This window comes from Oceanimonas smirnovii ATCC BAA-899 (genome assembly GCF_000381965.1).
GTDB classification, from domain to species: Bacteria; Pseudomonadota; Gammaproteobacteria; order Enterobacterales; family Aeromonadaceae; genus Oceanimonas; species Oceanimonas smirnovii.
The window spans coordinates 32863-47350 of the sequence record NZ_KB908462.1; the positions used below are offsets into that span (position 1 = coordinate 32863).

Here is a 14488-nt window from a genome sequence, read left to right on the forward strand (position 1 = left end):
CCCTTTCTTTTTACTCCACACCCAGCTGCCGTAAAAACAGCTGAAACAGCTCGGCCTGACTATTGATGGCGAGCTTGCCATAAATGTTCTTGCGGTGATTTTTTACCGTGCCCGGGCTGATGCACAGCAGGTCGGCAATGGCCGGGGCACTGTGCCCTTGCAAAAACAGCCGTGCCACCTGCTGCTCACGTTCGCTCAGACGTTCATCCATAAACTCTTCAGAGCCCGCCCCATCGTCACCCGCAGGCTGCCAGTGGTGCTTTTCCAGCAGCGCCTGCAACAGGGGGAACAGGTAGGCCATTTTTTCGCTCAGCAGGCGACCGTCAGGGTGCAGCGGGGGCTGATAAAAGCCAAAGGAAAAAGCCAGGGTGGTATTCGTGTTGGGTGAGAAAAAACACATCAGCTCGTCATGCAGGCCCAGTCCGGTGTAGTAGGTCAGAAAATACTCGCTGCGCCGGAATTCCGAAGGAGCTATGTCATCCAGACGAAATACGCCGGTAGTCGGGTGGTTCAGCCAGTACTGGTAAAAAGGATCGAGCTGATACATACCGGCACAGTAAGGATGCAGAGTTTTCGCTTCTTGTTGGTGGTTCAGATTATGCAACAGTATTTCGGGGCTGCGCAGGCGGTGAAACCGGCATAGCACCAGATCGATACCGGCAAAATAGCTTTCCAGGCAAGCCTGAAGCTCAGGAAGAAACCCCTTGCAATCAACTTGTGACAACAGTTGCGCCAGGGGTTCAAGAGAAGTGGGTGCAATATCCTTTTGCATGAACGCCATATTCACCGATCAATAAAACGGTGAATAAAATGTAACATTCCAAACAGGCCCTGACCAGTTTTTGCACCAGGTCAGGGCCTGGTCATCATCCGTGAATATCCTGCAATAATGGCTGCAGGCTTTCGATCAGCGCTGCCTGATGAGGCTGCAGCTCCTGCTGGCCCCAACGGGCAATATCCCCTCCCGCCGGATCGGGCACATGAATGTCGCTTCGGCTCAGGGTTTCGATCACCCGGTGGCCACAGAAGGGCACATAGCCTTCCGAATAGCCTCCTTCATGCACCATCACCAGCCGGCCTCGGCACAGGCGATCGGCGGCGGCCATCACCCTGGCGGTGAGCTGGCCAAAGGCATCAGCATTAAGCAGCATGCAGCCGAGCGGATCCATGGCGCTGGCATCAAAGCCACAGGCCACCACGATCAACTCGGGCTGAAAACGATCCAACGCCGGGATCACCAGTTGATCCATGGCCGCCAAATAGGTGCCAATGCCGGATCCGGCCGGCAGCGGTACGTTGAGGTTATAACCAAAGCCGGCCCCACTGCCCCGCTCGTCTGCACTGCCCGAGTCAATGGGATAGTTGTTGTCGTGATGCAGGGAGATGGTCAGCACCTCGGCATCCTCATAAAACGCCTGCTGAGTGCCGTTGCCATGGTGCACATCCCAGTCAATCACCGCGACCCGGCGCACCAGCCCCTTTGCCTGGGCCGCCCGAATGGCGATGGGAATATTGCCCAGCAGGCAAAATCCCATGCCCCGATCCGCTTCAGCGTGATGCCCGGGCGGGCGCGACAGGCAGTAGCCGTTGTCGACTTCGCCCCTGAGCACCGCCGCCACCGTGGCCATGGCCAGGCCGGCCGAGCGGCAGGCAATGGGAAAGGCATCCTGACGAAAGGGCGCATACTGGCCGGCATCACCGAAGCCCTGTTCGCTCATGGCGCTCAGCTCGTCAATGTATCGTCCGGTATGAAAGCGCAGCAAATCTTCCCGGGTGGCCGGCTCGGCGTGCACCGGGGTCAGCTGCTCCAGCAGGCCACTCACCGCCAGCAGGTTGCGCAACCGGCGCTTGGTTTCCGGGTGCTCCGCGGCGGCGGCGGGCTGCACAAAGCCACCGGGGCGATCAAACACCGAGCAGGGGCCAGCATCGTGCCACAGGCAGTGTTCGTGAAAGGCGAATCCGGTTCGTTTCATCTTGTTCTCCTTGTTTCAAATCAGGCCAGCAGCCACAGCACTACCGTGGTGACGGCAGCGGCAATCAGGGTATAGGGCAGCTGGCTGAGGGCATGTTGCATCGGGCTGATGCCGCAGCCGCGGGCGGAGATCACGGTGGAATCCCCAAAAAAGCAGGCATGGCTGCCAAAGACCCCCGCCGACACCACGGCCCCCAGGGTCAGCGCCATATTGGCGTCCAGAGCCTGCGCCAGGGGGATCATGATGGGAAAGGCGATGGCATACACACCCCAGAAGGAGCCGGTGGCAAAGGTCAGCCCGGCCAGCACCAGAAAGCTCAGCGCCGGCAGCCACTGGGCATTCATATAGGGGGTGATGGTGTCGATCAGATAAGGCGCCAGCCCCAGCTTCTCGTTGACTGCCTGCAGTACAAAGGCCGCAAACACGATGCCCAGCGGCAGCAACATGGTGGCCATGCCCTGAATAATTTCATCAAACAGCCGGGGCAGACTGGCCAGCCCCTGCAGCCGGTACAGCACCAGCGATACCACCAGGGCGCAGCCCACGCCCATCAGCGCATCAATATTGAAATACCAGGTGGCCAGCAGCAGGGTCAGCACCGGCAGCATGAAGTTCACCAGTCGCGGCGGCTGGCGATGGCCCGGCTCGTCCTGTTCGATAGCCTCGCTGTTGTCTGCCAGGCAGTCACGCTCTGCCTGCTTCATGGTGCCAAGCAGCGGCATCACGCCAAAAGCCACCAGGGGCACCAGCAGCAGGGCCACCCAGGGGTACACCAGGTAGGGCAACAGGCTCAGGTAATAATTGAAGCCTTGCCCTTCCGGCACCAGGCCATTGGCTTCAATCAGGCCGGCGAGATAAATTACCCAGGTGGAAAACGGGATCAGCAGGCACACCGGTGCCGAAGTGGAGTCCACCACATAGGCCAGCATGTCCCGGGAGATTTTCAGCTTGTCCGACAGCTTGCGCATGGCGGTGCTGACGGTCAGAGCATTGAGGTAGTCATCAATAAAAATGGCAATGCCCAGCAGCCAACTGGCCATCAGGGCATGAGAGCGACGCTTGACGTATTTGCCCAGACTGTCGCTGAAGGCCAGAGTCGCACCGGAAAATTGCAGCAGGGCAATCAGACTACCGAGCAGGCCGCACACCAGAATAAGCCAGCCCATAATGGGCCCCTGCATCACCTCCAGGGTGCTGGCCACAAAGTTGTGCAGCGTCCGCTGTGGCTCCACCAGGGCAAAGCCCGTCAGGGCACCGGCCAGCAGCGGCTCCAGCGTGCGCCGGGTCAGCAGCGCCAGCCCCAGCACCACCAGGGTGGGCACCAGGGCAAAGAGCCCGAACTCGCCTTCAGTCTTGCCCGCACCGAGTGCTAACACCAGCAGAAACAGACCGGTCAATATTGCCAGCCTGGTCCAGCCGATGGGCAGTTGCTCCATGCGGGGGGTCAGTATTTTCTCCATAGCCTCTTCCTTGTCTGTCCGTTGACGCTTCATCATAGAGGCAGACGGAAAGTGGCCGACATGTCCCTTAAGGGACATTTGACGTGATCTGAGTCACACCAGCAGTTAACTTTTTATAAACAAAAATAAAACAAATGATGGGGTGGCGAGGGTATTACCCTCGCTAAAACTCAGAAATGCTTGGCCGGAGTGGAGCAGCTGACGATACGGCAGGGCTGATCGCTGATATTGCGAAAACGGTGGGGCTGAGTGGTGGAGAAGTAATAGCTGTCGCCGGCCTTCAGCAGCCGGTGCTGAGCGCCTATGGTAATTTCGATTTCTCCTTCTATCACCACGCCGGCTTCCTCGCCGTGGTAGGCCATCATGTCGTGGCCGGTGTCCACGCCAGGCGGGTAGGTTTCCACAATAAATGACATGGCCCGGTTCTTGCGGTTATAGCCCACCAGTTTCAAAGACAGATTACCGCTGCCCACGTCCTGCAGCTCGTCGGGGCTGAAAAAGATCTGATCGGTGTTTTGCAGATCCAGGGTAAAAAACTCACCCACCGTCATGGGAATGCCGTCGAGGATCTTTTTCAGCGAGCTGACCGACGGGCTGACCTTGCCCTGCTCAATCAGCGACAGGCTGGAGTGGGTCACGCCGGTGCGTTTGGCCAGCTCCCGCTGGGAAATATTGCGCATCAGGCGCACCGCCTTGAGGCGGGTACCCACATCGTTATTGTCGTCGCCCTGCTTCGCCGTTGTCATATTTCTCCGTTCACTATCAGAAAACCCTCGGCCAAATTCTACTCAAGGGAGGATTCGGCTGTAAATTGAATTAAGACACTTACAGCCCGGCCTGCTCCAGCCGGGTGGCCATATCACCCAGGCCGTCCAGCCCCTGAATATCCGTGGGCTGCAGATATAACGGATAGCGATTCAGACCGGCAAAGGTTCGCTCTATCTCAGCCAGATGTGTTTTTTCCTGGCTTCGGCGTTGTGCCAGAAAAGCACCGTCAGCTTCATCAGGCAGAATGCGGTTCACCACCAGGCCGGCCAGGGGCAATTTTTCTTCCCGCAGTGCTGTTACCGCCCGTTCTGTTTCCAGTATTGGCAGCTTTTCGGGAGTGAGCACAAACAGCAGTGCAGTCTGCTCGCCGTTGGTCAGCAACCGGCGAGTGCGCTGAAACAGCCGCTGACGCGCCAGCAGCGTTTCGGTAATGGATTTGGTGCGTTCGTCCATACCGGCGGTTTCGTGAGCCCGCGGATCGCCAAAAGGGCTGTCCACGTCCTTGCCCGGGGTTAAATGGTCCAGCACCTCGCCCAGTTTTTCCGAGCGCTGGTTGCTTTTGAGCATCCCTTGAGTCCAGGCGGCCATGGCCTCGGGCAAACTGAGCAGGCGCAGGGTGTGGCCGGTGGGGGCGGTATCGAAAATCACCAGGTCATGAGTTTGCAGCCCTTCTTCCATCACTCTGGCCATGCGCTCCAGCAGTGCCGCTTCCTGGGCCCCCGGCGATTGGCGGGTGAGGCGCATCTGTCGCTCCACCTCGCCGTACATCTCGGGCCGGGTAAAGCGTTTAAGCTGCGCCAGCACCCGGGCCAGGTGCTGCTCCACTTCATGATCCGGATCCAGCTCCAGAGCGTCTAGATTGGGGGCCAGCCGGGTAATGGTATCGCCAATTTCCCGCCCAAAGGCATCGGCCAGGCTGTGAGCGGGATCGGTGGACACCAGCAGGCAGCGCTTTCCCCGGCGGGCCGCCAGCAGCGCCAGCGACGAGGACACAGTGGTCTTGCCCACGCCTCCCTTGCCGCCCACCAGCAAGACGCGCTTGTCGGTCAGTAACATGTCATCTCTCCAAACAGTAAGGCCGGCACACAAAGCCAATCCCCGCATGCGAAGCGACAGCAGGGTTACCTTCTTCGACATGCTTCATGGAATGCCACTCATTAAAAAGCCTGCTGCGAACATACTTAATGTTCGTTCAGGCTTTTTACTTCGTCACGGCGAGCAAGCTCGCCCCATGTAACGCTCGGCACATGCCATCCCTGGCATGTGACGGTCGAATACGGCAATCCCTGCTCCCGCTTCGTCAAACAAAGGCGTTGCCTGACTTGTATTACAGGCAACTGAGTGCTCGGCAGGGAGGGAAAAGGGAACGGCTCCACCGACCCTTTTTCCGACCTTTGCCAAGCCAGAAGACAACTCAATCAGCAGCAGCGAAAGTGATCCAGCGGCGAGTGCTCCATGCCCATGCGCTGGTGCCAGTCGTGAAACCGCTCCAGCAGCAGAGGCTGCAGTTCCAGGGTGTAATAGGAGGCCGGATTCGGCACGCCCATCATCTCCGAGAATACCAGCAGCATAAAGAGATCGTCTTCCTCGCGCCGGGCCCGGGCAATAGCCGCCCGGTAGGGCGCGTTATAGACTTCTTCCGCATACCGGCTGGCCTTGTCTATCCAGGCCAGCACCCGCTTGATTTTCACGACTTGTTCTCGGCGCTTTCAGCTTTGCCACTGCGCAGCTTGTTCAGGGTAGAGCCACACTCCAGCGCCACCAGAATGGCCGCCGCCAGCACTACCAGATCAAGAGTAAACAGGAACCAGTTGGCCTGTGCATAGAAGTCCTTAAGCTGGATCAACAGTGCCAGAACTGTCATTACCAGCAGGAACAGCAGCGGGATCAGGGTCACATACATGGGCCGGCCCAGACGCGCCAGCATCACAGTGATCACCAGCAGGGTCAGACCCGCCAGCAGCTGGTTGGTGGTGCCGAACAACGGCCAGATCAGCAAGCCGCCGGAGCCGTCGCCACCGGAGCCAAAGGCCAGCAACAGGCAGGAAGCTACCGCCAACAGGGTGGCCGGGGCCGCTTTCTGCATCCAGTTGATGTTATAGATGCTGCCCCACTCCTGGAAAATATAGCGCTGCAGCCGCAGGCCGGTGTCCATGGTGGTGCCGGCAAACAACACCGCCATTACCGTGAGAATGGTTTGCGACAGCTCGATGTCAAAGCCCAGGCCATTGCTCAGAATATTGGCTCCGCCCTGCACAAAAGCGGCTACCCCGCCCTGACCAAAGCCGCTGTACACGGCCTGCCAGTCGGCGAGCGTCGCAAAACCGGCGGTGGCGGCAATGATCGCGGCCAGTGCCAGGCACCCTTCCCCGATAGCGCCGAAATAGCCCACAAAGCGCAGGTCGGTTTCCTTGTCGAGCTGTTTGGAGGTGGTGCCGGACGACACCAGACCATGAAAGCCGGAGATAGCACCACAGGCAATGGTCACAAACAACAGTGGCAGCAGCGAGGGCGTGCCTTCCGGCACATTGTCGTTAAAGGCCGGGGCCACCACATCCGGAGCCGACAGCAATACGGCACCATAAAGCAGACCCAGACCTACAAACAGCTGCAGACCGTTAATGTAGTCGCGGGGTTGCAGCAGCATCCATACTGGCAGCAACGAGGCAATGGCGGCATATACAAACAGCAGAATAATCCACTGAGCCTTGTCGGTCAGGCCCATAAACATCTCGGGCAGCGCTAGCGGCATGGAAGGCCCTACCCAGATCAGGGCATAAAGCGCAATCACGCCCACAATGGAAACGGTGATCAGACCAATCATTTTGCGGTAAATCAGCTGACCGATAATCAGTGCCACCACAATGGCCCCCCATACCGGCACCACAGAGGTCTGGAACTTGGTCAGCAGACCGGCGATGACCACCGCAAATACGGCGTTAACCATCAACAGCACCAGGAAGATGACGATCATAAAGATGCTGCGGGCGCGCTTGCCCACCACATCACCGGTGAGCGCGCCCACCGATTTGGCCTTGTTGCGGTTACTGGCCCAGATAGCCCCCGCATCGTGCACGCCGGCAAAAAAGATGGTACCAAACACCACCCACAAAAAGGCCGGCACCCAGCCCCAGATCACCGCAATAGCAGGCCCCACTATGGGTGCCGCCCCGGCTACCGAGGTGAAATGATGACCCCAAAGCACAAATTTGTTGGTGGGCACATAATCTATGCCGTCCTCAAACTCGTGCGCCGGCGTCCGAAAGCCGGGATCCAGCCGAAATATTTTTTCGGCCACAAACTTGGAATACACAAAATAGCCGAGCGCCATGGCACCCAGCCCAACCAACATCAGGAATATGGCATTCATTGCACCGCTCTCCCGTAACGAATTTTCCCTGTTATTATCCGTAGCGCGGATCATCAGATCCGGCACTCCTAAAGGCTACAATAGAAAGGAAAAACCGCTCAGAATCAACATACTAGCTATAAATTCAAATGGCACTCAATTAAGTGGCAGCGGTATATACAAGGTGAGCTCATCACAAACAAATCAACCACTTGGAAATATGGAAATCAAGCAGTTATAAACACTAAAAAATAACAAAAAATAAGAATAATAAATAAATCGATTCCAAGGGCTGACGCAAACTTATTCGTCTTTAAAGATCGTGACCTGAGTCACACCCAGCTTACGAAAATATTCTTCCCGGAACTCCTTCATGGTCTTTCTGTTGTTGCGGCTGATATTGGCAAGCTGATCTTCCATGCGGCGAAACTCTGCCAGATCCAGCCCTTCAGCGGTGGCAATGGCATCGTAGATGCTGTGGTGCTTGTCATTGGCATAGCCAATTTCTTTTTGTTGTTTGCGATAGTGATAACGAATGCGAAAAGCCATAATGAAAAACTCCGTGAAAACGTCATTGTCGCTGCAAAGTGCCTGTGCACTCAAGAGTGCGGGAGCCATCACGCCAATTTACCGCCGTAACGCGCATAATACGCCCATCATGAGACGGAACTCCCTTGCCCTTTTTCTGCTGCTGTTGTTTGGCACCCTGCTGGTTAGCACAGCGTTGTTCTGGCACGCCCGGGAGCAGGGGCTGGCAGATATTCGCCAGCATGCGCAAGTAAGCCTGGGCCGCTACATTACCAACCTGCGTCATCAGCTGGCACGCCATCAGGACTTGCCCCGGCTGCTGGCCGATCAGCATCAGCTCAAGGCGCTGCTGAACGATCCCGATAACCCGCAAAAAACCGATGAGGCTAACCGCTATCTGGCCCGGGTTAATGCCACCATGGGTGCCACCGACAGTTATCTTATCAACAGCAACGGCATGACTCTGGCCGCCAGCAACTGGGATCAGGCCGCGCCCTTTGTGGGGAACGACTACAGCTTTCGCCCCTATTTTCAGCAGGCCATGGAGGGAGGGCTGGGCCGCTATTTTGCCCTTGGCAATACTTCCCGGGTGCGAGGATATTTCTTTTCCGCGCCGGTGCGCCAGCAGGGACAGATTATTGGCGTGACCGTGGTCAAGGTAGATCTGGAAGACATAGAAGGCAGCTGGAACGACCCGCTGCAGGACATTCTGGTCATGGACGAAGACGGCGTTATTTTTATCTCCACCCGCCACCAGTGGCGCTTTCGCCTGTTGCCCAAACCCGGCCTGCTCACGCCGGATCCGCAGCTGCTCAGCCGTATTGAAGGCAGCCGCCGTTATGAAAGAGTACAGCTGCAGCCGCTGCCCCTGCAGCAAAGAGACACCACACCAAGAGGCAATCAGCTGCTGACCATGAAAGGCGAGGAAGCCAGCGGCCATTATCTGCTGGTGAGCGAACTGCTGCCGGATGTGGGCATGCGGGTTGCCATTCTGGCCAATCTCAAGCCACTCAGAGAGCGCATAGCCCGCACTCTGGTTGCCGGACTTGGTACTTTCTGGACACTGGCGGCGCTGCTGTTATTTTTGCGGGCCCGGCATCGCATGAAGGTGCGCCATCAGCGGGAGCTGCAACAAGCTCATGAAGCCCTGGAGCGCAGGGTAGAGCAGCGCACTCATCAGCTCACCGACAGCAACCGGCGGCTGAAGCAGGAAGTAGAGCAACACCGGCAAACCCAGAGTCAGCTGATCCAGGCTGCCAAAATGGCGGTGCTGGGACAATTATCTGCCGGCATTAATCATGAGCTGAACCAGCCACTCACCGCCATTCGCCAGTTTGCCGATAATGGCCGCAAGCTGCTGGAGCGAGGCCGCACCGAGGCAGTAGCTGGCAATCTGGAAGAAATTGGCGGCCTGGCAAATCGTATGGCCGCCATTTTGCAGCCGCTGCGTGAGTTTGCCCGCCAGCATCATGCCGGCAACACCCATACTACCCTGGCCCAGCTGCGCCGGGGCGTAATGGTCTTGATGGGAGCCGAGCTGGAAAAGCACAAGGCAAGGCTGTACTGGCCTGATGAACAGGACAATCTTGCAGTAGCTGGGGATCAGGGCCGGCTGGAGCAGGTGCTGGTTAATTTGATTGGCAATGCACTGCAGGCCATGACCGAAACGCCGTCACCACGTATTGATATTCATGTTCAGGCCAGTACTGCTCAGGTTACTCTTGCCCTGCGCGATCATGGTCCCGGCCTGAGCGAACAGGCGCTGGCCCATATTTTTGAGCCTTTCTTTACTACCAAATCCACCGGCCTCGGGCTGGGGCTGTCCATCTCTCACCGCATAGTAGAAAGTCTGAACGGTGAACTGACCGCTGCCAACCATCCTGACGGGGGTGCCGTCTTTACCCTGGTACTGAACCGCATGCATAAGGAGCCCGCATGACTTCGCCCCATATTTTGCTGATTGATGACGATGCTGCCATTTTGCGCTCCGCCAGCCAGACCCTGGAGCTGGAAGACTACCGGGTCTGTACCCTGGACAGGGCCGACAAGGCGCTGCCGCTGCTCAATGAAGATTTTGCCGGCATCGTGATTACCGATATCAACATGCCGGGCACCACCGGACTGGAACTGCTGGCCAGAATAAAAACCATTGATTCAAATATTCCGGTCATTCTTATTACCGGCTTTGGCGATATTTCCATGGCGGTCAGTGCCATTCGTAACGGCGCTTACGACTTTATTGAAAAGCCATTTTCATCAGATCTGCTGCTTGATGTGGTGCACAGGGCTCTGGAAAAGCGTGCCCTTACTCTGGATAACCGCCGCCTGCGCCAGGAGCTGCAGGCTCAGAGCGCTCCCGGCCCGCGTATTCTGGGCAGCTCACCGGCAGTGCAGGACCTGCGCCGGCTGGTGCAAAGCGTGGCGTCCAGCCCGGCGGATATTCTGCTGATGGGGGAAACCGGCTCGGGCAAGGATCTGCTGGCCCGCTACATTCACGAACACAGCCCGCGCCGGAACAAAAACTTTGTTGCCATCAACTGCGGCGGCATGCCGGAAAACCTGATTGAGTCTGAACTGTTTGGTCATGAAAAAGGGGCCTTTACCGATGCTAAAGAGAGGCGCATCGGCAAGCTGGAACATGCCCACGGCGGTACTCTGTTTCTGGATGAAATAGAAAGCATGCCCATGAGCCTGCAAATCAAACTGCTGCGGGTACTGGAAGAGCGTGCCATTGAACGGCTGGGTTCGAACCGGCTGATCCCGCTGGATATTCGTATTATTGCCGCCACCAAGGCTAATTTGCGCGCCCTGGCCGATGCCAGTGATTTTCGTGAAGATCTCTATTACCGGCTGAATGTGGTGCGCATCGACATTCCGCCGCTGCGCGCCCGCCCCGACGATATTCCGCTGTTGTTTCAGCATTTTGCGCTGCTGGCATCCGCTCAGTTTGAACGGGAAATACCGCCGTTATCAGCCCCGCAGCTGCAGCAGCTGCTGAGCCATTCCTGGCCGGGCAATGTGCGGGAGCTGCGCAATCTGGCGGAGCGCTATGTGCTGCTGGGCGAGGCCTGCTCCTTTGACCTGAGTGAACACAGCCAGACCGAGACGCCTGCCAGCGGGCAGGGGCTGGCCGCCCGGGTGGATCAGTTTGAGAAAACCCTGATTCAATCCGAGCTGGCCCGCCACGGCGGCTCCATCAAGCACACTCAGGAAAGCCTGCAACTGCCCCGTAAAACCCTGTACGACAAAATGAAAAAACACGGCCTGGACAAGAACGACTACAAGGGCTGAACGCTTGTCGTTTGCCATGCCGTGCACACACGTCGGCAATCGCGCTATCGCTTCGCATTGCATACATGCTCACTCTTGCTTTTAACGCCGCACGATTTAATATAAGAAAAAACTAAATTAGAGGTAGTTATGGCAACGAAAACTTACACAGTAAAAACCGAAATGGGAAATACCTGGCAGGTGCGGGCTCAGGTGGGCTCACATCAAATGATCATCGATCAGCCCTCTGCCGGCGACACCGGTCCCAATCCGCTGGATACCTTTCTGTTTGCGCTGGCGGGCTGTGTTTCCACCATTGCCAAAATGGCTGCCCGGGAGCAGGGCGTTGAGCTGCGCGGCATCAATGTTGAAGTTAATGGCGAGCTGAACCCGGCGGGGCTGGCGGGCAAGCCCAGTGACGATCCGGTGGGCTTCAAGCACATCAACATCAGTGCCGACATCGACGCCGATCTTGATGACGCCGAAAAACAGGCTTTTCTGGATCTGGTCTGTGCCCGCTGCCCGGTGCACGACAACCTGCTGCGGGCCACTTCGGTCAGCCACCAGAGCCGTTAATCCATTGATGGGGGGATTTCCACCCATGATCAAAGCGCCCAGGGGCGCTTTTTTTTGTCAGGTCACCTCACGTAGCGGCACTGCAACCTCAGGCAACGCCGGTCTTGCCTGTGTCTTCACTGCCCGTTAAAACATTCAGACAAGACAATATGTGTGAAAATCCGCCCATGCGCTGATTAAGATGGGCGGATTACCACCCATTTAACATTCATATTCATACCAGCGGCTCTGCTTCCATTATCGCAAAACCAGTGCTGGCCTGACTTAACAATACCTTAGCCTGAGTTGGCCCCGATTTTGCTAATAAGCTGTTAATCAAAACAGCAGCTTATTAGCGGCTGGTGAAAAAACGAGGTTAAGGAATGTCACAGCAACAACTCGACGAGCTCAGCCCACAAGAGCAAAAAAAGCTTCAGGAGCTGATGGAAAAGGATGCCAAGTCCGAGCGCAAGCTCACCGGGCCCTGGGCCTGGCTGGTGGCGGCGCTGGCCGCGGCCATGGTCGTTCTTTACTTTTACGGTGCCGGCGTCGCCGCCCTCAGCACCCAATACCATCTTGGCATTTATGTGCTGATCACTTTTGTGCTGGTATTTCTGCTCTATCCTGCCGGCAGCCGCGGAGCCCATGCCGGCCTTTCCATTATAAGCGCTGCCCTGCTGGCCTTGCTGGCCGGCTGCTTTGTCATTTACGACTCCCCCACCACGCTTTACCAGCAATTCACGCTGTTCAAGGAGACCTGGGAATACGACGGCCTGAGCGTAGCGCTGGAGCAGGATGCCGACAAACTGCACTATGTGCTGCTGCTTACCCTGCCCTTTGCCGCCCTGATGCTGCCATTGGATCAGTGGCTGAGCCGGCGCAACAGCAACAGCCCCACCGCCAGCGATGTAGTGCTGGCGTTGATGGTAGCCGGCACAGTGCTGTACTGGATCAGCCAGTTTGAAGCGCTCAACTACCGGGCCGGAGCCGAAAACGAGGTAGACATGCTGGTGAGCGTGGTGGGTCTTCTGCTGTCGCTGGAGATCTGCCGCCGGGTGCTGGGCTGGTCCATCACCCTGATCGGTGTGGGCATGATCGCTTTTGCCCTGTTCGGCCCCTACCTGCCGGAGCTGTTTGCCCACCGCGGTTTTCGCTTTGAGCGCCTCGCCACCGCCCTGTTCCTGACCACCAACGGCGTGTTCGGGGTGATGGCAAACGTACTGGCGACCTATGTGATTCTGTTTATCTTTTTTGGCGCCTTCTTGCAGAAGTCCGGTGCCGGCAAGTTCTTTATCGACCTGCCCCTGGCCATGGCCGGGCGTTCCACCGGCGGCCCGGCCAAGGTGGCGGTGATCTCCTCTGCCCTGTTCGGATCTGTGTCCGGCTCCGCCATTGCCAACACAGTGTCGTCCGGCGCCTTTACCATTCCCATGATGAAACGAGCCGGCTTCAAGCCCCACGTGGCCGGCGCTATTGAGCCCGCCGCCTCCATCGGTGGCATGTTCCTGCCCCCCATTATGGGCGCGGGCGGCTTTCTGATGGCCGAGCTCACCGGCACCCCCTATTCCACCATCATGATCCTGTCCATCGGGCCGGCCATTCTGTACTTCCTGGCGGTGTACTGCATGGTGCACTTCGAGGCCAAGAAACACGGCCTGGTGGGCGTGCAGGACGAGGAAATCCCCCACTGGAAAACCGTGTTCAAGAGCGGCTGGTACTATGCCCTGCCGCTGGTGATCATTACCGTGCTATTGCTGGCCGGCCGCTCCGCCGGTAACTCGGCATTCTGGGCCACGTTGTCGTGCATTGCAGTAAGCTGGGTCAACAAGGAAACCCGCATGGGGCCGAAGCAAATCTGGGAAGCCATTCAGGTAGGCGCGCGCAACACCCTGATTGTGGGTGCCACCATCGGCGTGATTGGCGTCATTGTGGGCACCATTTCCCTCACCGGCATGGGCCTCAAGTTTTCGGATCTGATCATCTCCATGGCCGGTGACAGCCTGCTGCTGGCGCTGGTACTGGTGGCCATTGCCTCACTGGTGCTGGGCATGGGCGTGCCGGTGACCGCCGCCTACCTGATTGTGGCCGTGCTGGCAGTGCCGGCCCTGGGCGAGTTCGGCGTCTCGGCCATTGCCGCCCACATGATAGTGTACTGGCTGTCCCAGGATTCCAACATCACGCCGCCGGTGTGCGTGGCCGCCTATGCCGGTGCCGCCATTGCCGGCTCGGATCCGTGGAAAACCGGCTGGACCTCCTTCAAGTTCGCCAAAATGCTGTACGTGATGCCACTGCTGTTTGCCTATGTACCGGCCATGCTGCTCGACGGCACTACCCTGGAGATCATCACCGCCTTTACGTCGGCCACTCTTGGGACCCTGGCCTTTGGTGCCTTTGCCATGGGCTATCTGCGCCGTAAAACTCACTGGCACGAATGGCTGCTGCTCGGTGCCGGCACCCTGCTGCTGTACTGGCCTACCTTTATATCGGATATCGCCGGCCTGGCGCTGGTGGCACTGGTGTGGTGGCTGCAGCGCGAAGGCGGTGCGACTCCCGCCGTTCACCATTCCAACGCCCATTAAGGAGCA

General features: G+C 57.8%; 12 protein-coding genes. 4 read left to right on the forward strand and 8 right to left on the reverse strand.

Going from position 1 to position 14488, the window contains the following annotated elements; genetic code table 11:
• Positions 1 to 10 precede the first annotated feature (10 nt).
• The 8 genes from G364_RS0110570 to G364_RS0110605 form a co-directional block, all read right to left on the reverse strand.
• Positions 11 to 772: a response regulator transcription factor gene (locus tag G364_RS0110570; RefSeq protein ID WP_245541415.1), complete on the reverse strand. Its 762-nt coding sequence runs from the start codon at positions 770 to 772 to the stop codon at positions 11 to 13.
• Positions 773 to 866: 94 nt separating this feature from the next.
• Positions 867 to 1973: a class II histone deacetylase gene (locus tag G364_RS0110575; protein WP_019935120.1), complete on the reverse strand. Its 1107-nt coding sequence runs from the start codon at positions 1971 to 1973 to the stop codon at positions 867 to 869.
• A 20-nt stretch (positions 1974 to 1993) separates the two neighbouring features.
• A complete protein-coding gene (locus tag G364_RS0110580) occupies positions 1994 to 3433 on the reverse strand; it encodes a Na+/H+ antiporter NhaC family protein (protein WP_019935121.1) in 1440 nt (479 codons plus the stop codon).
• 170 nt (positions 3434 to 3603) lie between these two features.
• Positions 3604 to 4179, reverse strand: a complete 576-nt coding sequence (locus G364_RS0110585) for a cupin domain-containing protein (protein WP_019935122.1) — start codon at positions 4177 to 4179, stop codon at positions 3604 to 3606.
• A 79-nt stretch (positions 4180 to 4258) separates the two neighbouring features.
• Positions 4259 to 5257 carry an ArsA family ATPase gene (locus G364_RS0110590; protein WP_019935123.1) on the reverse strand — a complete coding sequence of 333 codons (999 nt, stop codon included), beginning with the start codon at positions 5255 to 5257 and terminating at the stop codon, positions 4259 to 4261.
• A 362-nt stretch (positions 5258 to 5619) separates the two neighbouring features.
• Entirely contained in the window at positions 5620 to 5892 is a 273-nt protein-coding gene (locus G364_RS0110595; protein ID WP_019935124.1) for a cory-CC-star protein, read from the reverse strand.
• Positions 5889 to 7571 carry a carbon starvation CstA family protein gene (locus G364_RS0110600; protein WP_019935125.1) on the reverse strand — a complete coding sequence of 561 codons (1683 nt, stop codon included), beginning with the start codon at positions 7569 to 7571 and terminating at the stop codon, positions 5889 to 5891. Before G364_RS0110600 ends, G364_RS0110595 begins: the two co-directional genes overlap by 4 nt.
• Positions 7572 to 7853: 282 nt before the next feature.
• Positions 7854 to 8099 carry a DUF2960 family protein gene (locus G364_RS0110605; protein ID WP_019935126.1) on the reverse strand — a complete coding sequence of 82 codons (246 nt, stop codon included), beginning with the start codon at positions 8097 to 8099 and terminating at the stop codon, positions 7854 to 7856.
• Positions 8100 to 8112: 13 nt separating this feature from the next.
• Here G364_RS0110605 and G364_RS0110610 point away from each other — a divergent pair, with 13 nt between their 5' ends.
• The 4 genes from G364_RS0110610 (at position 8113) to G364_RS0110625 (ending at position 14482) form a co-directional block, all read left to right on the forward strand.
• The gene (locus G364_RS0110610; protein WP_245541416.1) at positions 8113 to 10017 is read left to right on the forward strand and encodes a sensor histidine kinase; all 1905 of its coding nucleotides are present in this window, start codon (positions 8113 to 8115) and stop codon (positions 10015 to 10017) included.
• Positions 10014 to 11369: a sigma-54-dependent transcriptional regulator gene (locus G364_RS0110615; protein WP_019935128.1), complete on the forward strand. Its 1356-nt coding sequence runs from the start codon at positions 10014 to 10016 to the stop codon at positions 11367 to 11369. The genes G364_RS0110610 and G364_RS0110615 overlap by 4 nt, the downstream gene beginning before the upstream one ends.
• Before the next feature lie 129 nt (positions 11370 to 11498).
• Positions 11499 to 11924: an OsmC family protein gene (locus G364_RS0110620; protein WP_026344847.1), complete on the forward strand. Its 426-nt coding sequence runs from the start codon at positions 11499 to 11501 to the stop codon at positions 11922 to 11924.
• A gap of 362 nt (positions 11925 to 12286) precedes the next feature.
• Positions 12287 to 14482: a TRAP transporter permease gene (locus tag G364_RS0110625; protein ID WP_019935130.1), complete on the forward strand. Its 2196-nt coding sequence runs from the start codon at positions 12287 to 12289 to the stop codon at positions 14480 to 14482.
• Positions 14483 to 14488: the final 6 nt, after the last annotated feature.

Excerpts from the sequence above, each read along its gene's own strand:
- G364_RS0110570 (WP_245541415.1), bottom strand. The coding sequence starts at position 772 with ATGCAAAAGGATATTGCACCCACTTCTCTTGAACCCCTGGCGCAACTG.
- G364_RS0110575 (WP_019935120.1), bottom strand. The coding sequence starts at position 1,973 with ATGAAACGAACCGGATTCGCCTTTCACGAACACTGCCTGTGGCACGAT.
- G364_RS0110580 (WP_019935121.1), bottom strand. The coding sequence starts at position 3,433 with ATGGAGAAAATACTGACCCCCCGCATGGAGCAACTGCCCATCGGCTGG.
- G364_RS0110585 (WP_019935122.1), bottom strand. The coding sequence starts at position 4,179 with ATGACAACGGCGAAGCAGGGCGACGACAATAACGATGTGGGTACCCGC.
- G364_RS0110590 (WP_019935123.1), bottom strand. The coding sequence starts at position 5,257 with ATGTTACTGACCGACAAGCGCGTCTTGCTGGTGGGCGGCAAGGGAGGC.
- G364_RS0110600 (WP_019935125.1), bottom strand. The coding sequence starts at position 7,571 with ATGAATGCCATATTCCTGATGTTGGTTGGGCTGGGTGCCATGGCGCTC.
- G364_RS0110605 (WP_019935126.1), bottom strand. The coding sequence starts at position 8,099 with ATGGCTTTTCGCATTCGTTATCACTATCGCAAACAACAAAAAGAAATT.
- G364_RS0110615 (WP_019935128.1), top strand. The coding sequence starts at position 10,014 with ATGACTTCGCCCCATATTTTGCTGATTGATGACGATGCTGCCATTTTG.
- G364_RS0110620 (WP_026344847.1), top strand. The coding sequence starts at position 11,499 with ATGGCAACGAAAACTTACACAGTAAAAACCGAAATGGGAAATACCTGG.
- G364_RS0110625 (WP_019935130.1), top strand. The coding sequence starts at position 12,287 with ATGTCACAGCAACAACTCGACGAGCTCAGCCCACAAGAGCAAAAAAAG.